This is a genomic window from Pseudomonas sp. Ors-4-3C, from assembly GCF_055755035.1.
Map to the genome: position 1 here is coordinate 895,011 of NZ_CM146900.1, position 19,005 is coordinate 914,015.

The following is a 19,005-nucleotide window of genomic DNA, read 5'->3' on the forward strand; positions in this document are numbered from 1 at the left end:
CGGGTAGCTTATTTGAGTCTAGAGTGAACAGTGGCATCAGCCAGTGACAATGGGCGCCACTTTAGTATCCTTCGCAAATCGGGTCGTACATGCGATCCATCATGTAAAAGAATAACGCCATGAGCGAACGAACGACTTCTGCAAGCTGGGCGATGGGGATTGTCAAGGCATTGGAGATGGACGGCCTGGATTGCCGGCTACTGTTCAAGCAACTGGGGCTCGATTACGCCGCCCTGGACGATCCTGATGCGCGCTTCCCGCAAGATTCCATGACCCGACTCTGGCAACGGGCGGTCGAGCTGTCGGGCAACCCGGCGATCGGCCTGAACATGGGCAAGGTGGTGCGACCGGCGTCGTTCCATGTCGCCGGTTATGCGCTGATGTCGAGCAACACCCTGGCCGAAGGCTTTCAGCGTCTGGTGCGTTATCAGCGGATCATCGCCGAAAGCGCCGACTTGAGTTTTCGTCTGCTCGAAGAAGGCTATGCGCTGATTCTGACGGTGCATGGCGATCACCTGCCACCGACCCGCCAGAGCGCCGAAGCCTCGCTGGCCTGTGCGCTGGGCCTGTGCGGCTGGTTGACCGGGCGCACCCTGCACCCGGTCAAAATGCTGTTCCAGGGCGACGAGCCCGCGGACCTGCAACCCTACAAACAAGCCTTCCATGCGCCGCTGATGTTCAACGCGCCTTACGATGCGTTGATTTTCGAACGGGCCGACATGGAAGCACCGCTGCCCACCGCCAACGAAGCCATGGCGCTGTTGCATGATCGGTTTGCCGGAGAATACCTGGCGCGATTCTCTGAAAGTCGCGTGACCCACAAGGCGCGACAAGTGTTGTGCCGCTTGTTGCCCCAGGGTGAACCCAAGCGCGATACCGTGGCGCAGACCCTGCATCTGTCGCAGCGCACCTTGCAGCGGCGCTTGCAGGAGGAGGGCACGAGTTTTCAGCAATTGCTCGATGACACCCGTCGCGAACTGGCCGAACAATACCTGGCACAGCCAGGCATGACCCTGCTGGAGATTGCTTATCTGCTGGGGTTTGCCGACCCGAGCAACTTCTTCCGCGCGTTCCGTCGCTGGTTCGATACCACGCCCGGCGATTACCGGGCGCGGCTGTTGCAGGCGCCGATCAGTGACGCCAAAAGGCCGGAATACACAGCACAAACACCGTAATGATCTCCAGTCGGCCGAGCAGCATGCCGAACGACAGGATCCACTTGGCCGCATCCGGCAGCGTCGAGAAATTGCCCGCCGGGCCAATGGTCTCGCCCAGCCCCGGGCCGACGCCGGATACGGTACTGGCAGCGCCGGTCAGTGCGGTCATCCAGTCCACGCCGAGCAGCGACAGCAGCAGGGCGATCACGCAGATGGTGATGGCGAAGAAGAACGAAAAGGTCAGGATCGAACGCACAATTTCTTCATCGAGTCGGTGACCGTTGTACTTCTGCTTGATCACCGCGCGCGGGTGGATCAATTGGTTAAGGTTGGCCTTGAGCAGGATGTAGGCGACCTGAAAACGGAAAATCTTGATCCCGCCCGCCGTCGAGCCGGAGCAGCCGCCGACAAAGCCCAGATAGAAAAACAGCATCAGCGAGAAATTGCCCCACAGGCTGTAGTCGCCGAGGGCGAAGCCGGTGGTGGTGACGACCGAGGTCACGTTCAGTGCCACATGCCGCAGCGCGTCCAGCCAATGCAGGTCGGTGGTCCACCAGTACCAGGTGCCGAGTACCAGCCAGGTCACCAGCAACATACCGAGCAGCCCCTGTACCTGCTGATCCTTGATCAGTGCCCGACGGTTGCCGCGCATGGTCGCCACGTACAGCGTGAACGGCAGGCTGCCGAGAATCATCACCACCACCGCGACCCAGTGCACCGCCGGTTGCGTCCACTTCGCCAGGGACTGGTCGGAGGTCGAGAAACCGCCGGTGGAAATCGCCGACATCGCATGATTGATCGCATCGAACGGGCTCATCCCGGCCCACCAGAACGCCAGGCTGCCGAGGATGGTGATGCCCACGTACGCCGCCACGATCAGGCGCGCCACCATGTGCGAGCGCGGCATGACCTTTTCCGAACGGTCGGACGATTCGGTCTGGAACAGGCGCATGCCACCGATACGCAGCAACGGCAGAATCGCCACCGCCATGCCGATGAAGCCGATACCACCGAGCCAGTGCAGCAGCGAGCGCCACATCAGAATTCCCGGAGACATGGTGTCCAGACCGCTGAGCACGGTCGAGCCGGTGGCGGTGATGCCGGACATGCTTTCAAAGAACGAGTCGGTGTAGCTGATGTGCTGGGTCAGCAAAAACGGCAGCGCGGCGAAAATGCACACCACCAGCCAGCTGCTGACGGTCAGCAGGTACATGTCGCGCGGGCGCAGATGAATGTGTTCGGGGCGACCGGGGATCACCAGTGCGAGGCCGGCGACGAAGGTGATCATGCTCGCCCAGAGGAACGACGGCAGATCGCCGGTGCGCTCGAAAATCACCAGGGTGGCCATGGGCACGACCATGGCGATGGCCAGGGTGATCAGGAAGATGCCGATGATGAAACCAATGATCCGTAAGGTCGGCAACGCCATGAAGTCCGCTCGGGCTGATGTAGGAAGGGCGCCATTCTACCCGTGGGGCAGGGCATGTAAACCGGCACCCTGTTGCCGGATACCGCTAGAATAGCCGCACATTTTTCTCAGGAGGTGGCCGATGCAGGCTCTCGACGCTTTGCTCAACCGTGTTTCCGTTCCACGCCTGGTCGAACCGGCCCCTACCGCCGAGCAGCGCGAAGCCCTGTTTGGCGCAGCCCTGCGCGCGCCGGATCACGGCCACTTGCAGCCGTATCGTTTCCTCACCGTCGAAGGTGCGGCGCGCGAGCAGATGGGCGAGTTGCTGGCTGAAGCGGCGCAGATGCAGGAAGGCGAAGTCACTGAAGCGATGATCGACAAGGCGCGCAACGGCCCGCTGCGTGCGCCGCTGGTGGTCGTGGTCATCGCTAAACTGCAGGAACACGTCAAGTATCCGAAGTCCGAACAATTGCTGGCGGCGGGTTGTGCGGCGCACGGGATTTTGCTGGCGGCGTATGCGCAGGGAATTGGTGCGGTGTGGCGCACCGGTGATCTGGCGTATTCGGCGCACGTGGCCAAAGGCTTGGGCCTGGCTGAAGGCGAGCAGGTGATTGCCTTCCTGTACCTCGGCACGCCGCAGAAAGAACCGCGTGTGGCGGAGAAGGTGGATCTGGCTGAGTTTGTCAGCGCCTGGCCGGGCAAAGCCTGACACCACCGATCAAATGTAGGAGTGAGCCTGCTCGCGATAGCGGTGGATCAGTCAATAGATTTTTGTCTGATCCACCGCTATCGCGAGCAGGCTCACTCCTACAGTTTGATCAGGGCTGGACCACCGCGCCCGGCACCAACGGCAATTCAAGACTGGCGACAAACCCGCCGTCTGGATGATTGGCCAGCGTCAGGCTCCCGCCATGCCGCTCCGCTGCGCGCTTGGCAATCGCCAGGCCCAGGCCATGCCCGGCCGCGGTCTGCCCCGGCGCCCGGTAAAAGGGTTCTCCCAACTGGCTCAGATGCTCGGCCTGCACACCCGGCCCGTGGTCGCGCACACTCACCACAATTCGTTCGCCCTGACGCGTGGCTTGCATTTGGATTGCCTGACCCACCGGGTTGAAGCGTTGGGCGTTGCGCAGCAAGTTGTCGACGGCGCGCTCGATCATGGTCGGCCAGCCTTTGAGGTTCAGCTGCGGCTCGGCCTCCAGGCGCACCGTCTGCTCTGGCGAGCCAAGCTGCGCATCCTTTAGCAGAGTGCCCAGCAGTGCATTCAGATCCACTTCTTCAGCACTGGCATTGTCGGCATCGACCCGTGCCAGCACCAGAATTTCACTGATCAGCGCTTCCAGGCGATCACATTCGCGAGTCAGGCGTGGCCATAGTTTTTCCCGTTCTTCCGGGTTGGCCCGCTCTGCCAGTGCCAGCGCAATGCGCAGCCGCGCTAAAGGTGAGCGCAATTCGTGGGATACGTCGCGCAGCAACTGGCGCTGACTGCTGATCAGGCTTTGCAGGCGCGCGCCCATGCGGTTGAAGTCGGTGGCCAGTACGCCAAATTCATCGCGACGGTTGGCCAGTTTCGCCAGACTGTTTTGCTGATAGGTGGTCTGCCCCAGATCATGCACCGCACCGCGCAAACGGCTGAGCGGGCGGGTGATAGAGAAGGTCACCAGCAGGCTGAACAGGGTCAGTACCACCAGCGCAATGCCAAGTGCACTGAGTGGCCAGAGCAGGCTTTCGCGGTGCCAGGCGTCGAGTTCCGGGTGCGGGATGCGGAAGATGAACAGGTAGGTGTCGCCGGTTTTTTCGCTGGTGAACTCGTCGGTGAGACGGCGCCATGGCAGGCGTCGGTCGTCGTTGTTCTGCCGGGCTTCAAATGCCGCGGCGCGACGCGGGAAGGTGCCGCGTACCACCGGGTCGCCGCTTTCGTTGAGTACCTGGACGTCGATGTGATATTGGCGTTTGCGTTGTTCGAGGATGTCCTGCGCGGCGTCTTCGCCCTGTGTTTCGTAGGTTTTCGTCCATTCGGCGGCCAAGGTGTTGAGGCCCGGATGGCGGCTGAGGATCCACGCGTCCTGATTGAGCATGTGCCCGAGCAGAATCGAAAGCCCCGCCACCAGAGCGATGGCCAGCCAGAAACTCGCGAGAATACGCCAGAACAATGAACGCACAGAAAATCCTCAATCAAACAAAAAACTCAACAATGTGGGAGCGGGCTTGCTCGCGAATGCGGTGTGTCAGTCAACATTGCCTTGTCTGATACACCGCATTCGCGAGCAAGCCCGCTCCCACATTTGGATTGAGTGGCAACAGACCCGACGGCGGTTAGCCGTCGGGTCCGGGTTATCGCATTATTGCGCCTTTTGCGGCTGTTGCGCTTTCCACGCTTTGAACTCGGCCCATTCGGCGCGGCGTTCAGCCTGTTTCTTCTGGATCTCGTCGAATTTCTTCTGTTGATCCGGTTTCAGCAGATTGCGTACGTCGTCCTGGGCTTTCTTGTGGTTGGCCGCCATCTCGTCCTTCATGGCTTTCTGGTCGGCCGGGGAGAGTTTTTCCAGGTACTTCTCGACGACCTGGCGACGCTCGTGCATCTGCTCGCCCATGATCTTGCGGATCTGTTCGCGCTGTTCGCGGGACAGGTCGAGTTGGCTGTACGGGCCTTTGCCGTGCATGCCGTGCATCTGACCGCCGTGGCGTGGGCCGTCGAGCGGGCCACCCATCGGGCCGCCATCCTGTGGCACAGCCATGGCGACGGTTGGCAGAGCGGCAGCGAACATCAGAGCGATAAGAGTCTTGCGCATGGTGTATCTCCTTGTCTCGTTCCCGGTACGTTCCGGATGAGTACAGATTACGGAGATCAAGGTCAGCGGCGGTCAGCGCTGCGTAAAGCTTGGGTAAAGACGCTTCGATCCCGACCTGACAAATATCACTGGCAATCCACCTGTGGCGAGGGAGCTTGCTCCCGCTGGGCAGCGAAGCGGCCCTCGCTTTTCAAATCAAAAACGAGGGACTGCTGCGCAGTCCAGCGGGAGCAAGCTCCCTCGCCACAGAGCAGCAAACGGTTTAAAGGCTGTAGTAGTAGCCGCGGCTGCGCAGGGCGACGATGCGTGGGCGGCCGTCGGGGTGCGGGCCGATCTTCTTGCGCAGGTTGCTGACGTGCATGTCGAGGCTGCGGTCGTACAGGGTCAGCTTGCGGCCGAGGGCAAGTTGCGCCAGTTCCTGCTTGTCCAGTGGCTCGCCGGGCTGCTTGAGCAGGGCTTCGAGCAAGCGGCTTTCGGAAACGGTGAGGGTCAGTTCTTTCTCGTCGATGCTGACCACACCGCGCACCGGGCTGAAGCTCAGGTCGCCAAGCTCGAGTTGGGTCGACACGGCGGCCGGGTGACTGCGGCGCAGCACGGCGCGCAGGCGTGCGGTGAGCTCACGCGGATCGCAGGGTTTGGCCAGATAATCATCGGCGCCCAACTCCAGACCGAGAATGCGATCCAGCGGTTCGCCCCGGGCCGAAAGCATCAGCACCGGCAGATCGGCGTGTTCGCTGCGCAGTTGCTTGAGCAGCTCCAGGCCGCTGCCGTCGGGCAGCATCACGTCCAGCACCACGGCTGCGGGCGCCATCTCGGCCAGCGCCTTGCGCGCACTCTGGCCGTCGTGGCAGGCACGCACCTGGAAGCCTTCCTGGCTCAGCCAGCTACTCAGGAGTTCGCACAACTCCTGGTCATCATCAATCAGTAACAGCTCGCTCATGACTCACTCAATTTAGCCATTGCCGACGTTTTCGGCTTGCTCCACTGGCAAAGATACCGCAGAGCAGCGCCAATAGCGCTACCCCGGCGCCTGTGACGAACCATTGCTGCTGTTCGGTCAACAGACGCGGCAACGGACTGGCCTGGGCTTCCTTGAGTTGCAGCTTCAGGCGCTGATTCTCCTGGCGCAACCGGGCAAGCTGAGCGCTTTCGCGTGCGTTGTCGGCATTTTGCAGTTGTTTGTTCAGTTCTTCTCGCTGCTGCTCACTGGCCTTGAGGCGCTGCTGCAACTCGGTGATCTGGCTGCCGGCACTCAATGACAGCGGCGTGGAATTGCCGCTTTCAGTGGTTTCCTCACCATGGGCGGGCGCCATGATCGACAACGTGACCCACATCAGACACAACGGACCCTTGCGCATCGCGATTCCTGCTTGCAAATGGATATTGGGCAGGTTGTCGGCAGGCAAACGAGAATAATGAGCGATTGAGAGCGGGGAGAACCGAGAAGGTTCAGTGCCAGAGGCAATGTCGATGGTGAAGGGGGCATATTGGCCCTGTGGCGAGGGAGCTTGCTCCCGCTGGACTGCGTAGCAGTCCCATGCTTTTGAGCTAAAGAGCGGGGCCGCTTCGCACCCCAGCGGGAGCAAGCTCCCTCGCCACAGGGTTGCCTCTTTTTACGGGAGGACTTGCTTGAACGGTTTGACGATCACATTGGCGTACACACCGGCGGCGATGTACGGGTCGGCGTCGGCCCAGGCTTGAGCGGCGCTCAGGGAGTCGAACTCGGCGACGATCAGGCTGCCGGTGAAACCCGCAGCGCCCGGATCATTGCTGTCGACTGCCGGGTGCGGGCCGGCCAGCAGGATGCGGCCTTCGCCCTTGAGCACTTGCAGGCGTTCGAGGTGGGCCGGGCGTGCGGCGAGGCGCGCTTCGAGCGAGTTGGCGACGTCGGTGGCAATGATTGCGTAGAGCATGTCAGTCCTCGGTTTTTGGCGTTGTGGTATCGGCGTCGTGCAGGTGGCGGGACAGGTAGATGCCCTGACCGACCAGGAATAGCAAGGTCATGCCCAGGCTGCCGAACACCTTGAAGTCGACCCAGATGCTCTGGAAGGTGAATGCCACGAACAGGTTGGCAGCCCCGCAGAACAGGAAGAAAGCGATCCAGGCGATGTTCAGACGGGTCCAGACCGGATCCGGCAGGGTCAGCGCGTGGCCCATGATGCGTTTGATCAGCAGGCGGTCACCGATGAAGTGGCTGCCGATGAAGGCCAGGGCGAACAGCCAGTTGACCACCGGAGCCTTCCATTTGAGGAAGGTCTCGCTGTGGAAGGCCAGAGTCAGACTGCCGAAAACCAGACAGGCGATCAGGGTCAGCCACTGGCTCTTTTCCAGCTTGCGCTGTTTGATGAAAAGCGCGCCGTAGACCACCAGGGAGCTGATGATCAGCATCGCGGTGGCGCTGTAAATACCGCCTACAGTCACTTCATGGCCGGCAACGTCGACGATCCGCGGATCAAGTTTGTAAACGATGAAAAACAGCAGAAGCGGGATGAAATCGATGAATTGTTTCACAGTGAGAGCCAGAAGCTGGATGTGGCGGCATAATAACAAACATATGGGCGCGCGATAGCGCCAGCTGATTTGAGGTTACAACTCCCCGTGAATGTTGATTTGCACTGCCACAGCACGGCCTCCGATGGCGCCCTGGCGCCTGCGGTTCTGGTTGCGCGTGCGTTCGAAAACGGCGTGCGAGTCCTGGCGTTGACCGATCACGACACCCTCGAAGGCCTCGCCGAAGCGCGCAGCGCCGCCGAAGAACTGGGCATGCAACTGGTCAATGGCGTCGAACTGTCCTGTACGTGGGGCGGCGCGACCATCCATGTGCTGGGCTACGGTTTCGACGTCAACGCCGCGCCACTGGTCGAGGCCATCGCCCGATTGCACGATGGCCGCTGGCTGCGGTCGGAAGAGATAAGCCGCAAGCTTGGCCTCAAAGGTATGCCCGGTGCCCTCGAAGGCGCCCGGCAGATTCAGCAGGAACTGGGCGACAGCGGCAATGCGCCAGCCCGCCCGCATTTCGCTGACTGGATGGTGCGTGAAGGTTTTGTAAAGGATCGTGCCGAAGCATTCCGCAAATGGCTCGGCGCCGGCAAGCTGGGTGACGTCAAACAACACTGGCCGACCTTGGAAGACACCGTCGGCACCCTGCGCGCCGCCGGAGCGTGGGTCAGTCTGGCGCATCCGTGGCACTACGATTTCACCCGCAGCAAGCGCCGAAAGCTGATTGCCGACTATATTCAAGCGGGCGGGCATGCAATCGAAGTGGTCAATGGCCATCAGCCCGCGGAACAGGTCGGCAGCCTGGCAATCCTTGCCCGCGAGTTCGGTCTGCTGGTCAGCGCCGGCAGTGATTTCCATGGCCCTGGAGGCTGGTCCGAGATTGGCCAGTACCGGCCGGTTCCCGAGGACCTTCCACCCCTGTGGTGTCGGTTCAAACATGACACAGATATTGCCGCCGTCTGAACAGGTAGAGAATGTGAGTCAATTTTTCCAGATCCATCCGGAAAACCCGCAAGCGCGCCTGATCAAACAGGCGGTCGAGATCATCCGCAAGGGCGGGGTGGTGATTTATCCCACGGACTCTTCCTACGCCATCGGTTGCCAGATCGGCGACAAGACGGCCATCGAGCGTGTGCGACGTCTGCGTCAGCTCGACGAGAAGCACAACTTCGCGCTGATCTGTAGCGACCTGTCGCAACTGGGTAACTACGCCAAGATCGACACCGGCACTTTCCGCATTCTCAAGGCGCATCTGCCGGGGCCTTACACCTTTATTCTCAACGCCACCCGCGAAGTGCCAAGGCTGCTGCTGCACCCGAAAAAACGCACCATCGGCCTGCGGGTGCCGAGCCATCCGATTGCCCTGGCGTTGCTGGCCGAACTCGGCGAGCCGCTGATGAGCGTGACCCTGATCATGCCCGGCGATGAAGACCCGCTGAGCGATCCGTACGAAATGCGCCAATTGCTTGAACATCAGGTCGACCTGATCATCGACGGCGGTTTCGGCGGGATCAAGGCGTCCACCGTGATTGACCTGACCGGCGACGACCCGGAAGTGATCCGCGTCGGTTGCGGCGACCCCGCGCCGTTCATGGTCGAGGCCTGAATGTCCGCAGTGGAAACCGTTATCGATCCCCAGGCCGGCGCCCAGCAGGAACTGCCGTTTGCCATGGTCTATGGCCAAGCGGTCATGGAAATGCCGCTGGACTTGTACATCCCGCCGGATGCGCTGGAAGTCTTTCTCGAAGCCTTCGAAGGCCCGCTCGACCTGCTGCTGTACCTGATCCGCAAACAGAACATCAACATCCTCGACATTCCGGTGGCGGAAATCACCCGCCAGTACATGGGTTATGTCGAGCTGATGCAGTCGGTGCGCCTGGAACTGGCCGCCGAATACCTGGTAATGGCCGCGATGCTGGCCGAGATCAAGTCGCGGATGCTCCTGCCCCGGGCCGAAACCGTCGAAGAAGAAGAGGACGACCCGCGCGCCGAGCTGATCCGGCGCTTGCAGGAATACGAGCGCTTCAAGGCTGCAGCCGAAGGTATCGACGGCTTGAGCCGGGTCGGTCGCGACGTGGTGGTGCCCAAGCTTGACGCCCCGGAAGCCCGGGCGCGCAAGCTGTTGCCGGATGTCGCGCTGCAAGAGATTTTGATGTCCATGGCCGAGGTGCTGCGCCGGGGCGACATGTTCGAGAGCCATCAGGTCAGCCGCGAGGCGCTGTCGACCCGCGAGCGCATGAGCGATGTGCTGGAACGGCTCAAGGGCGGTGGTTTTGTGCCGTTCGTCGAGCTGTTCACTGCCGAGGAAGGTCGCCTCGGTGTGGTGGTGACCTTTATGGCGATCCTTGAACTGGTCAAGGAATCCTTGGTCGAGCTGGTGCAGAATGAGCCGTTCGCCGCGATCCACGTGCGAGCCCGAGCCGAATAACGAGTCGAAACATGAACCTGACTGAACCCCGCGAGCTGGCGCCCCTGCTTGAAGCCTTTCTGTTGGCCTCGGGAAAACCGCAATCGCTTGAACGCCTCTACGAACTGTTCGAAGAAGGCGAGCGCCCTGAACCGCCGGTCTTCAAGAAAGCCCTGAGCCTGTTGGCCAAGTCCTGCGAGGGCCGCGCGTTCGAGCTCAAGGAAGTCGCCTCCGGCTACCGCTTGCAGATCCGCGAGAAGTTTTCACCGTGGGTCGGCCGTCTGTGGGAAGAGCGCCCGCAGCGCTACTCCCGTGCGCTGCTGGAAACCATGGCGCTGATCGCCTATCGCCAGCCGATCACCCGCGGCGAGATCGAAGACGTGCGGGGCGTGGCGGTCAACAGCAACATCGTCAAGGCGCTGATCGAGCGCGAGTGGATCCGCATCGTCGGGTACCGCGACGTGCCGGGCAAACCGGCGATGTTCGCCACCACCAAGGCGTTTCTCGATCACTTCAACCTGAAAAACCTCGAAGACCTGCCACCGCTGGCCGAACTGCGCGAGATGGACACCGATCCGGTGCTCGAGTTCGACGACGCACCGGTGCCGCAGAGCCTGCAGGAACTGGCCGATGCCAGCGCCGAGCCGGAAGAACAGAAGGAAGAAACCAGTTTCCACACGCTGTTGCAGGAACTGGACAGCATGGAGGAGGGGATCAAAACCGACTTCGACGATCTGTTGCGGGATGCCGCGGATGGCGAAGCGCAGCCGCCTGAGCCTGAAACCGAGACCGCCGAGCCGGCGATTGAAGTTGAACTTGAGACCGAGCCTGAAGCCGAACCGCAAGAGGACATTCTTGGCGTTGCCGAAGCCCGGGAAAAGCTCCTGGCCGCCGTCGCCGCCCTCGAACAACCGGCGCCAGAGCCTGAACTGAGCGAAGAAGAAGCCGAGGCCCGCGCGCTGGCGGAAGCCATCGAGGCCGAACGCCGCGAGTTCGAGGACTGACCCGGTTTTCAGGATCACTGGTCAACCCCTGTGGGAGCGGGCTTGCTCGCGAATGCGGTGTGTCAGACATTCATGTATTGCCTGACACACTGCATTCGCGAGCAAGCCCGCTCCCACAGGGTCAAGTGTCGTTCTGGAGTATTCGATGAGTTCCACCAAAGACCCCTGCATCAGTCTCTGCAAATTCACCGACGACATCTGCCTCGGCTGTGGCCGCAGCAAGCGCGAAATCCGCGCCTGGAAGAAACTCGACAAGGACGACAAGCGCACGGTGCTGGCCGAAGCCGCGCTGCGCCTGATCAAACTTGGTGGCGCCGGTCGGCGGAAAAAGAAATAAGTAGCAAACCATCAGCTAGTCTCTGATGCGCGATGGCGCACATCCGCGTATGATTCGCGACCCTTCGGCGATCCCTTCGCCCGAAAACCAGATTTCAATGCTTCAGGCGCCGCCTGAACAGACCACACCGGGAGGTGCCCAGATGAGTGACATCAATCAGAAAGACGACCAGGAAATCGGCCCAGCAGGCGAAAAGTTGCAGAAAGTCCTCGCCCGTATCGGCGTCGGCTCGCGCCGTGACGTCGAAGCCTGGATCAGCCAGGGCCGGATCAAGGTCAATGGCAAAGACGCCACCCTCGGCCTGCGTGTCGACATGCACGACGCGATCACCATCGATGGCAAGGTGATCAAGCGCGAAGAGGCTGCCGAGTCGGTGCGCCGTGTGATCATGTACAACAAGCCTGATGGCGAGATCTGCACCCGTGACGACCCGGAAGGCCGTCCGACCGTGTTCGACAAGCTGCCGCGTCCGAAAGAAGGTCGCTGGATCAACATCGGTCGTCTCGACATCAACACCACCGGTCTGCTGATGTTCACCACCGATGGTGAGCTGGCCAACCGTCTGATGCACCCGTCCTACGAGATGGACCGTGAGTACGCCGTGCGCGTACGCGGTGAAGTCGACGACGAAATGATCGAGCGCCTGAAGGCGGGCGTGGTGCTGGAAGACGGCCCGGCGCGTTTCACCGACATTCAGCAGGCGCCGGGTGGCGAAGGCTTCAACCACTGGTATCACTGCGTGGTGATGGAAGGCCGTAACCGTGAGGTTCGTCGTCTGTGGGAATCCCAGGGCTTGGTGGTCAGCCGTCTGAAGCGCGTGCGTTTCGGTCCGGTGTTCCTCAACTCCGACTTGCCGATGGGCCGCTGGCGCGAAATGAGTCAGTACGAAGTCGACGTGCTCAGCGCTGAAGTCGGTCTGACCCCGGTGGCGATGCCGCAACTCAACGCCAAGAGCAAGGACAAGCTGGAGCGGATGCAGCGCAAATCGTCGCGGCCGATGGCCAAGACCGAGCGCGTGCGTACCCTGCGTCCAGCCGCTGGCGCGCCGACCGGTCCGCGTCCGAGCCGCGAGCCGCAGATCGAAGGCGAGCGTCCGGGGCGCAAGCCAGTGGCCCGTGATGGCGAGCGTGCACCGCGTCCGGCTAACGGTCGCACCGAGCGTGGCGAAGGTCGTGCGCCGGCCGGCCGTGGTACGCCGGTAGCTGATCGTCCTGCCGACACCACCAACAAGCGTCCGGCCAAGCCTGCGCCGAAGCGTCCGGGGATCAAGCTGGTCGACGGCGACAAGCCGTCGGGCAAGCGTCGTGGTGCTCCAGCCGGTTCCGGTCAGCGTCCGGGTTTCGGTCGCAAGAAGCCGGAGTGATCGGCTTTAGCGTCTGAATGAAAAACGCCAACCGCAGGGTTGGCGTTTTTTTTCGTCTGGCGGAAGGTATGTAGCGTCTGAGCGGACCTCTTCGCGGGCAAGCCCGCTCCCACAGTGGATCTGCGTCGTACACAAATCCTACTGTGGGAGCGGGCTTGCTCGCGAAGAGGCCAGTGGCTTCAATAAAGAAAAATCAGGCTAGAACACAAACCGCCCATCAAACACCGGCTTGTCATCCAGCGCCAACACCCCGCCGGAGAAGATCAGGTCCAGGTGATGACTGCCCTTGGCCCCACCGCCGAGGCCCAAGTGCAGGCCGCAATGGCGTTCCTCGAAACCGGCATTGCGCGCATACAGGTCTTTAACCCCTTCATTGGTACCGATGCCCAACTCCTCGATGCGCCGATTCGACGGGTTGGCGTCCAGGTACTTGTTGAAATCATGCTCCAGCCCCGGCACATCGGTGGCGATGCGGCTGATGGTCGAGTTCTCGATCCACAGTTCCAGCGGCGACTCCAGCACGCCGTACTTGCGCGCAAACGGGATGGTGCTGAGGAACGTGCCCTTGAATTTCACATGACCATTGATGGCTTCGCTGTGGGTGGCGATTTCGCCGGGGGCCAGGTCGAAGTTGCCGACGCCGTTGATGTCGGTCCACTTCTTGATGCTGCTCAGCGGCGTTTCGAACCGCGAGCCATGATCATCGGTGAAGCTCAGCGTGGTGGCTTGGGACATGCGCTGGATCAAGTGGCTGTTGAGCCCCGCGATGCGCTGCGGGGTGACGCTGAAGGTGTCGTAGAAATAGTCGCCGTAATCCTTGAACAGCAGCGATTTCTTCCAGTTTTCCGCCATCACGCCTTGCAGGGCGCGCACGAACTCCGGGCCGTCGGGGCGCGGGTTGGGCAGGGTGGAAGAGTCGTAGAAGAAAATGTACAGATCGCTGTCGGCGATAGCTGCAGTCAGCGTGGCGGTGGATTCCAGATCCAGGCGGCGCGCGCTGAAGTTGAATTTCGGGTGGTCGCCGGCCTGTTCGGCGATGGCGCCGGTCAGGGCTTCGTAATCGGCGGTGTGGCCGAGCAGTACCTTCGCCGAGTCGAGACCGGCAAGGGCAGGGTGATGTTCGAGGTAGTAAAGGAAATGCGAGATCGCGCGGGGCTTATCCATGAGTCCTCCCTGACTGACCGTGAAAAAAGCGGCAGGCACGACCGGCCGGATCGTGCCTGCCCGGGATGTCTTACAGAGGCCACATCGCCGTGCCGAACGGAACCACCGCGTCGGCTTGCATCATTTCCACGGCCGCCTCATGGGTCGGTGCTTCAAACCATTCGTCCAGTTGCAGTTCGGTATCCAAGTCTTTTTCCAGTGCTTGCATGGTCGATCTCCTAGATGACTTTCACGGTTGTGACTGGCCGGTCGAGTTGGCCGGCAAGACGTGAAGAACCTAGTTCAGGGTGTTTTGTAATGCAAAAAATTATTTATTTAAAATTTAAATAAACTTTTTATTCTGTTTTTAAACGACGGTTTTCTTATTTGAAAACAAAAAACTAAACGGCAACTTTCATTAGCAAGCTTGCTACCGTCAATTTGCAGACGTCCTACAGAATTTTCCGAAATGGAAAATCTGCGTTACGCATCGTAAAGAAAAGTTTACGAAAACTCCGGTAAAGCCCAGTGGATTTACCCCCTTGCCGACGCTGTAAGGAAAACCTGCCGAAGCCCGGCCACAAAGGCATCACGCAAGGCTCTGGCGCGCTTGTTTCAGCATCGTTTGCAGGGTGAGATGCGCCTCATGCCTGTCGTGCAGGTGCATAACAAGAAGGAGGCGCAATGAACGCCGTGATTGATCTTCACTTCTCTCCGTGGGGCGGTTTTTCGCTCGTCCCCGTCGATGGCCTGCAAAGGCCTGACTCAATTTTTGCAGCCGCCCGAGTGTCTCGAGGCGGACCCACGCAATCCCGGCAACCGACACGCTGATCCAGCGGGGTCTGGCAGCAGGGGGTTAGCGGTGTACAATGCGCCGCGTTTTAACTGTGACCCTCTGCGTAATCGCGCAAACCTCAAGGCCATCCGCCTTGTTCACTCCGCCGCGCCACAAGCGTGTCGGGTTCGATTTCGTCACAGATAAAAACAAACAGGTGACGCATGACCGTTGTAAATAAGCTGAACTCCTGGTGCCTGCGCTGGGGTTTGATCGGGGCTGCCTGAAATCGCAACCTTGCAGCAACGTCTACTGAACATCATCAAACCTTGCGTGAGACCTTTTTCATGAGTGGACAACCCTCGCAATCAGGCGAGCTGAAACGCGGCCTGAAAAATCGCCACATTCAACTGATCGCCCTCGGTGGCGCGATCGGTACCGGATTGTTCCTCGGCTCGGCCGGGGTCCTGAAATCCGCCGGCCCGTCGATGATCCTCGGCTACGCCATCTGCGGCTTCATCGCCTTCATGATCATGCGCCAGCTCGGCGAGATGATTGTCGAAGAGCCGGTGGCCGGTTCCTTCAGTCATTTTGCGCACAAGTACTGGGGCGGCTTCGCCGGTTTCCTGTCGGGCTGGAACTGCTGGATTCTGTACATTCTGGTGGGCATGTCGGAGCTGACGGCGGTCGGCAAGTACATCCACTACTGGGCGCCGGACATCCCGACCTGGGTCACCGCCGCTGCATTCTTCGTGCTGATCAATGCGATCAATCTGGCCAACGTCAAGGTCTTCGGTGAGGCCGAATTCTGGTTCGCGATCATCAAGGTCGTGGCGATCGTCGGCATGATCGCGCTGGGCAGCTACCTGCTGGTCAGTGGCCATGGCGGCCCGCAGGCCTCGGTCAGCAACCTGTGGTCGCACGGCGGGTTCTTCCCCAACGGCGTCAGCGGTCTGGTGATGGCGATGGCGATCATCATGTTCTCCTTCGGCGGTCTGGAAATGCTCGGTTTCACCGCTGCAGAAGCGGACAAGCCGAAGACCGTGATCCCGAAAGCGATCAATCAGGTGATCTACCGCATCCTGATTTTCTACATCGGTGCACTGGTGATCCTGCTGTCGCTGACCCCATGGGACAGCCTGCTGGCGACCCTCAATGCGTCTGGCGATTCCTACAGCGGCAGCCCGTTCGTGCAGGTGTTCTCGATGCTCGGCAGCAACACCGCCGCGCACATCCTTAACTTCGTGGTGCTGACCGCGGCACTGTCGGTGTACAACAGCGGCACCTACTGCAACAGCCGCATGCTCCTGGGCATGGCCGAGCAGGGCGATGCGCCGAAAGGTCTGGCGAAGATCGACAAGCGCGGCGTGCCGGTGCGTTCGATCCTGGCTTCGGCTGCGGTCACTCTGGTGGCGGTGTTGCTCAACTACCTGATCCCGCAACAGGCGCTGGAACTGCTGATGTCGCTGGTGGTGGCAACCCTGGTGATCAACTGGGCGATGATCAGTTTCTCGCACTTCAAGTTCCGCCAGCACATGAACAAGACGCAGCAGACGCCACTGTTCAAGGCGCTGTGGTACCCGTACGGCAACTACGTTTGCCTGGCGTTCGTGGTGTTCATCCTTGGCGTGATGCTGCTGATCCCGGGCATCCAGATCTCGGTGTACGCGATTCCGGTGTGGGTCGTGTTCATGTGGGTCTGCTACGTGATCAAGAACAAGCGCGGCGCGCAGCAGGCGCTGCACGCGGCCAGCGCTTCGAAGTAAGCGCTGACGCAAAAAACGACAAACCCGGCCAATGTGCCGGGTTTTTTGTTGCCCCTGTAGGAGCTGCCGAAGGCTGCGATCTTTTGATCTGTTTTAAAGATCAAGATCAAAAGATCGCAGCCTTCGGCAACTCCTACAGGGTTGATGGCGTATCCTGCTGCTTCTGAATACGGACGCTTTTCCATGCTGGTGATTTCCAACAACGTGCATCTGCCGGATGCCGAGATCGAACTGACGGCCATCCGCGCGCAAGGCGCCGGTGGGCAGAACGTCAACAAGGTCTCCAGTGCCGTGCACCTGCGTTTCGACATTCCGGCCTCGTCCTTGCCCGAGTTCTACAAGGAGCGGCTGCTGGCGCTGCGTGACAGTCGCATCACCAGTGATGGCGTGCTGATCATCAAGGCTCAGCAATACCGCACGCAGGAAGCCAACCGTGCCGATGCGCTGGAGCGTCTGACCGAACTGATCCTCAGCGCCACCAAGGTCGAAAAGAAGCGCCGCCCGACCAAGCCGACCCTTGGCTCGAAGAAGCGCCGGCTCGAATCCAAGACCAAGCGTGGCAGCATCAAGGCCGGGCGTGGCAAGGTGGATTTCTAGTCTTCGCGGTACTTCGCCGTGTGCTTGTACAGGTACACGCTCAGCGCCAGACCGCTCAGCGCGGCAATGGCGGCAAACAGAAAGATCGAGGCAAAACCGAAGCCCGCGGCAATCGCCCCGGCCAGTGGCCCGGTGATCCCCAGTGACAAGTCGATGAACAGTGAATAGGCGCCGACCGCCGCACCACGGCTGGAGGCTGGCACCAGATTCACCGCTTCCACGCCCAGCGCCGGGAACACCAGCGAGAAACCGAAGCCGCTCAACGCCGCCCCGGCCAGCGCCCAATGTGCATCCGGTGCCAGCCACAGCAGCAACAGGCCGAGGGTTTCCACCGACAGGCAGGCAATCGCTACGCGGAAGCCGCCGAGACGGTTGATCAGGTTGCCGAACAGCAGCCGCGCGCCGATGAAGCTGGCGCCGAACAGGCTCAGGCACAACACCGCGTTGTCCCAGTGCCGGGTGGCGTAATACAGGGTGATGAAGGTGGCGATGGTGCCGAACCCGATCGAGCCCAGCGCCAGACCGCAGCCGTGCGGGAACACGCGACCGAGCACATGCATGAACGGCAGACGCTCACCGGCGACAATCGGCGCAGCGGTTTTCGGCCACGCCAACAGCAGGCCCAGCGCCGCCAGCAGGATGATGCTGACACCCATGCTCCACAACCCCAACTGGCCGACCAGCCACACGCCGAACGGCGCACCCACCGCCAGCGCGCCGTAACTGGCGATGCCATTCCACGAGATCACTTTGGCGGTGTTCGCCGCACCGACGCGACCGATGCCCCAGCCGATCGAACCGGAGCCGACCAGACTTTCCGCGCTGCCCAACACCAGTCGGCCGATCAACAGGCTGATCAGACTGAGCATCGGCAGGTTGGGTGTCCACGCCGAAATCAGCATGAACACCCCACTCAAGCCGCAGCCGGCGAGGCCATACATCACCGCACGTTTGCTGCCCTGGTTGTCGATGATCTTGCCGGCGTACGGACGGCTGAGCAGGGTGGCGAGGTATTGCACGCTGATCACCAGCCCCGCGATCACCGCGCCGAAGCCCAGGTCGCTGTGGACATAGCCCGGCAACACCGCGAGCGGAATGCCGATGTTCAGGTAGCCGATGAAGGTGAAGAGGACGATGGAAACGACTTGCAGCGTGACCGCCAGGGGACGCTGGGGTTCTGACATAGAGGACGACATGAGTAACGATCCACGGCAAAGCAGGATTAGATAGGCTGCTTATGATACCGGCGCGAACGAGTCAGGGGCGGGGAAAAGTAAAACTATTTGCCGGGCGGGTGGCTTCAGGGTTTGGCCGGGGCGACCAGTTGTGTAGTGACCAGTGCAGCGAGGGCGTTTTCTTCGCTGCCGAAACGGGCGAGCAGGGCGGCCTGTTTTTCCGGGGAGAGACGGTTCCAGATCTCGATCATTTTCTCGGTGGCGCCGATCAGGACGGCAGCTTGGCTTTCAGAAAATTCGTCGGTCATGGCGGGCTCGGTTTCAGGCAGTGTGGAAAGCGCATCTTAGCGCTTTCCACACGGTCTGTACGGCGGGTTTTACTCTTCGCTGTCGGCCGGGCGGCTCTCAACGGCTTCTTTCGGCTCGGGCTGTTGGGCACCGGCTTGTTGCGTGGTCGTCTGCTCAGGTACGTGCAGGCTTGGGAAGGGGAGATTAGGAATCTCGTGCATGGTTGCGCTCCTCGCTAAGTCTGTTGATAGATCTGGTAGATCCGCGCTTCTTGAAAGCCTGCGCAGGATACAGCAG

Annotated in this window: 22 protein-coding genes; 10 read left to right on the top strand and 12 right to left on the bottom strand. The window is 60.9% G+C overall.

The window, feature by feature from the left end; all coding sequences use genetic code 11:
* Positions 1-119 precede the first annotated feature (119 nt).
* Positions 120-1,175: an AraC family transcriptional regulator gene (locus tag ACVHNU_RS04160; protein WP_473019074.1), complete on the top strand. Its 1,056-nt coding sequence runs from the start codon at positions 120-122 to the stop codon at positions 1,173-1,175.
* Here ACVHNU_RS04160 and ACVHNU_RS04165 read toward each other — a convergent pair.
* Positions 1,132-2,586: a TrkH family potassium uptake protein gene (locus tag ACVHNU_RS04165; RefSeq protein ID WP_003222752.1), complete on the bottom strand. Its 1,455-nt coding sequence runs from the start codon at positions 2,584-2,586 to the stop codon at positions 1,132-1,134. The two genes, ACVHNU_RS04160 and ACVHNU_RS04165, sit on opposite strands and share 44 nt — an antisense overlap.
* A 121-nt stretch (positions 2,587-2,707) precedes the next feature.
* Here ACVHNU_RS04165 and ACVHNU_RS04170 point away from each other — a divergent pair, with 121 nt between their 5' ends.
* Positions 2,708-3,274, top strand: coding sequence for a nitroreductase family protein (locus tag ACVHNU_RS04170; RefSeq protein WP_003222753.1), 567 nt, complete (start codon positions 2,708-2,710; stop codon positions 3,272-3,274).
* Between the two features lie 109 nt (positions 3,275-3,383).
* Here ACVHNU_RS04170 and ACVHNU_RS04175 read toward each other — a convergent pair whose 3' ends face one another.
* The 6 genes from ACVHNU_RS04175 to ACVHNU_RS04200 form a co-directional block, all read right to left on the bottom strand.
* Positions 3,384-4,724 carry a sensor histidine kinase gene (locus ACVHNU_RS04175; protein WP_473019075.1) on the bottom strand — a complete coding sequence of 447 codons (1,341 nt, stop codon included), beginning with the start codon at positions 4,722-4,724 and terminating at the stop codon, positions 3,384-3,386.
* Positions 4,725-4,904: 180 nt separating this feature from the next.
* Positions 4,905-5,354, bottom strand: a complete 450-nt coding sequence (locus ACVHNU_RS04180; protein ID WP_473019076.1) for a Spy/CpxP family protein refolding chaperone — start codon at positions 5,352-5,354, stop codon at positions 4,905-4,907.
* Positions 5,355-5,616: 262 nt separating this feature from the next.
* Positions 5,617-6,294, bottom strand: coding sequence for a response regulator transcription factor (locus ACVHNU_RS04185; RefSeq protein ID WP_003222757.1), 678 nt, complete (start codon positions 6,292-6,294; stop codon positions 5,617-5,619).
* Between the two features lie 7 nt (positions 6,295-6,301).
* Positions 6,302-6,712: an SH3 domain-containing protein gene (locus ACVHNU_RS04190; protein ID WP_003222759.1), complete on the bottom strand. Its 411-nt coding sequence runs from the start codon at positions 6,710-6,712 to the stop codon at positions 6,302-6,304.
* Positions 6,713-6,967: 255 nt separating this feature from the next.
* Complete coding sequence (locus tag ACVHNU_RS04195) at positions 6,968-7,267, bottom strand: YciI family protein (protein ID WP_262142310.1); 300 nt, start codon at positions 7,265-7,267, stop codon at positions 6,968-6,970.
* A gap of 1 nt (position 7,268) precedes the next feature.
* A complete protein-coding gene (locus ACVHNU_RS04200; RefSeq protein ID WP_262142309.1) occupies positions 7,269-7,865 on the bottom strand; it encodes a septation protein A in 597 nt (198 codons plus the stop codon).
* An 87-nt stretch (positions 7,866-7,952) separates the two neighbouring features.
* Here ACVHNU_RS04200 and ACVHNU_RS04205 point away from each other — a divergent pair, with 87 nt between their 5' ends.
* The 6 genes from ACVHNU_RS04205 (at position 7,953) to rluB (ending at position 12,964) form a co-directional block, all read left to right on the top strand.
* Positions 7,953-8,816, top strand: a complete 864-nt coding sequence (locus ACVHNU_RS04205; protein WP_003222765.1) for a PHP domain-containing protein — start codon at positions 7,953-7,955, stop codon at positions 8,814-8,816.
* Between the two features lie 13 nt (positions 8,817-8,829).
* Positions 8,830-9,459, top strand: coding sequence for an L-threonylcarbamoyladenylate synthase (locus tag ACVHNU_RS04210; protein WP_007966016.1), 630 nt, complete (start codon positions 8,830-8,832; stop codon positions 9,457-9,459).
* 123 nt (positions 9,460-9,582) lie between these two features.
* Positions 9,583-10,281, top strand: a complete 699-nt coding sequence (locus tag ACVHNU_RS04215) for a segregation and condensation protein A (protein WP_177434745.1) — start codon at positions 9,583-9,585, stop codon at positions 10,279-10,281.
* 11 nt (positions 10,282-10,292) lie between these two features.
* Entirely contained in the window at positions 10,293-11,264 is a 972-nt protein-coding gene (gene scpB, locus ACVHNU_RS04220; protein WP_473019077.1) for an SMC-Scp complex subunit ScpB, read from the top strand.
* A 145-nt stretch (positions 11,265-11,409) separates the two neighbouring features.
* The gene (locus tag ACVHNU_RS04225; protein ID WP_003222773.1) at positions 11,410-11,601 is read left to right on the top strand and encodes a DUF1289 domain-containing protein; all 192 of its coding nucleotides are present in this window, start codon (positions 11,410-11,412) and stop codon (positions 11,599-11,601) included.
* 142 nt (positions 11,602-11,743) lie between these two features.
* Positions 11,744-12,964, top strand: a complete 1,221-nt coding sequence (gene rluB, locus ACVHNU_RS04230; RefSeq protein ID WP_003222775.1) for a 23S rRNA pseudouridine(2605) synthase RluB — start codon at positions 11,744-11,746, stop codon at positions 12,962-12,964.
* Between the two features lie 198 nt (positions 12,965-13,162).
* Here rluB and ACVHNU_RS04235 read toward each other — a convergent pair whose 3' ends face one another.
* Positions 13,163-14,128, bottom strand: coding sequence for a M29 family metallopeptidase (locus ACVHNU_RS04235; RefSeq protein ID WP_473019078.1), 966 nt, complete (start codon positions 14,126-14,128; stop codon positions 13,163-13,165).
* A gap of 70 nt (positions 14,129-14,198) precedes the next feature.
* A complete protein-coding gene (locus ACVHNU_RS04240; RefSeq protein ID WP_003222780.1) occupies positions 14,199-14,336 on the bottom strand; it encodes a hypothetical protein in 138 nt (45 codons plus the stop codon).
* An 893-nt stretch (positions 14,337-15,229) separates the two neighbouring features.
* Here ACVHNU_RS04240 and ACVHNU_RS04245 point away from each other — a divergent pair.
* Together ACVHNU_RS04245 and arfB are read left to right on the top strand one after the other, a co-directional pair.
* Positions 15,230-16,648 carry an amino acid permease gene (locus tag ACVHNU_RS04245; RefSeq protein WP_103522224.1) on the top strand — a complete coding sequence of 473 codons (1,419 nt, stop codon included), beginning with the start codon at positions 15,230-15,232 and terminating at the stop codon, positions 16,646-16,648.
* Between the two features lie 183 nt (positions 16,649-16,831).
* On the top strand, positions 16,832-17,245 hold the full coding sequence (gene arfB / locus ACVHNU_RS04250) for an alternative ribosome rescue aminoacyl-tRNA hydrolase ArfB (protein ID WP_003222786.1): 414 nt from the start codon (positions 16,832-16,834) through the stop codon (positions 17,243-17,245).
* Here arfB and ACVHNU_RS04255 read toward each other — a convergent pair.
* The 3 genes from ACVHNU_RS04255 to ACVHNU_RS04265 all read right to left on the bottom strand — a co-directional run bounded on the left by ACVHNU_RS04255 (position 17,242) and on the right by ACVHNU_RS04265 (position 18,929).
* A complete protein-coding gene (locus ACVHNU_RS04255) occupies positions 17,242-18,429 on the bottom strand; it encodes an MFS transporter (RefSeq protein ID WP_177434741.1) in 1,188 nt (395 codons plus the stop codon). The genes arfB and ACVHNU_RS04255 overlap by 4 nt on opposite strands.
* A 116-nt stretch (positions 18,430-18,545) precedes the next feature.
* Positions 18,546-18,728 (bottom strand): hypothetical protein, encoded by a 183-nt coding sequence (locus tag ACVHNU_RS04260; RefSeq protein ID WP_003222790.1) that lies wholly within the window; start codon positions 18,726-18,728, stop codon positions 18,546-18,548.
* A 69-nt stretch (positions 18,729-18,797) separates the two neighbouring features.
* Positions 18,798-18,929, bottom strand: coding sequence for a hypothetical protein (locus tag ACVHNU_RS04265; protein WP_003222792.1), 132 nt, complete (start codon positions 18,927-18,929; stop codon positions 18,798-18,800).
* Between the last annotated feature and the right edge of the window lie 76 nt (positions 18,930-19,005).

Bases quoted from the DNA above. Each gene is read 5' to 3' on its own strand.
- ACVHNU_RS04255 (WP_177434741.1), bottom strand. From the start codon at position 18,429: ATGTCAGAACCCCAGCGTCCCCTGGCGGTCACGCTGCAAGTCGTTTCC.
- arfB (WP_003222786.1), top strand. From the start codon at position 16,832: ATGCTGGTGATTTCCAACAACGTGCATCTGCCGGATGCCGAGATCGAA.
- ACVHNU_RS04235 (WP_473019078.1), bottom strand. From the start codon at position 14,128: ATGGATAAGCCCCGCGCGATCTCGCATTTCCTTTACTACCTCGAACAT.
- ACVHNU_RS04185 (WP_003222757.1), bottom strand. From the start codon at position 6,294: ATGAGCGAGCTGTTACTGATTGATGATGACCAGGAGTTGTGCGAACTC.
- ACVHNU_RS04245 (WP_103522224.1), top strand. From the start codon at position 15,230: ATGAGTGGACAACCCTCGCAATCAGGCGAGCTGAAACGCGGCCTGAAA.
- ACVHNU_RS04180 (WP_473019076.1), bottom strand. From the start codon at position 5,354: ATGCGCAAGACTCTTATCGCTCTGATGTTCGCTGCCGCTCTGCCAACC.
- ACVHNU_RS04260 (WP_003222790.1), bottom strand. From the start codon at position 18,728: ATGACCGACGAATTTTCTGAAAGCCAAGCTGCCGTCCTGATCGGCGCC.
- ACVHNU_RS04160 (WP_473019074.1), top strand. From the start codon at position 120: ATGAGCGAACGAACGACTTCTGCAAGCTGGGCGATGGGGATTGTCAAG.
- rluB (WP_003222775.1), top strand. From the start codon at position 11,744: ATGAGTGACATCAATCAGAAAGACGACCAGGAAATCGGCCCAGCAGGC.
- ACVHNU_RS04170 (WP_003222753.1), top strand. From the start codon at position 2,708: ATGCAGGCTCTCGACGCTTTGCTCAACCGTGTTTCCGTTCCACGCCTG.
- ACVHNU_RS04165 (WP_003222752.1), bottom strand. From the start codon at position 2,586: ATGGCGTTGCCGACCTTACGGATCATTGGTTTCATCATCGGCATCTTC.
- ACVHNU_RS04225 (WP_003222773.1), top strand. From the start codon at position 11,410: ATGAGTTCCACCAAAGACCCCTGCATCAGTCTCTGCAAATTCACCGAC.
- ACVHNU_RS04195 (WP_262142310.1), bottom strand. From the start codon at position 7,267: ATGCTCTACGCAATCATTGCCACCGACGTCGCCAACTCGCTCGAAGCG.
- ACVHNU_RS04190 (WP_003222759.1), bottom strand. From the start codon at position 6,712: ATGCGCAAGGGTCCGTTGTGTCTGATGTGGGTCACGTTGTCGATCATG.
- scpB (WP_473019077.1), top strand. From the start codon at position 10,293: ATGAACCTGACTGAACCCCGCGAGCTGGCGCCCCTGCTTGAAGCCTTT.
- ACVHNU_RS04265 (WP_003222792.1), bottom strand. From the start codon at position 18,929: ATGCACGAGATTCCTAATCTCCCCTTCCCAAGCCTGCACGTACCTGAG.
- ACVHNU_RS04240 (WP_003222780.1), bottom strand. From the start codon at position 14,336: ATGCAAGCACTGGAAAAAGACTTGGATACCGAACTGCAACTGGACGAA.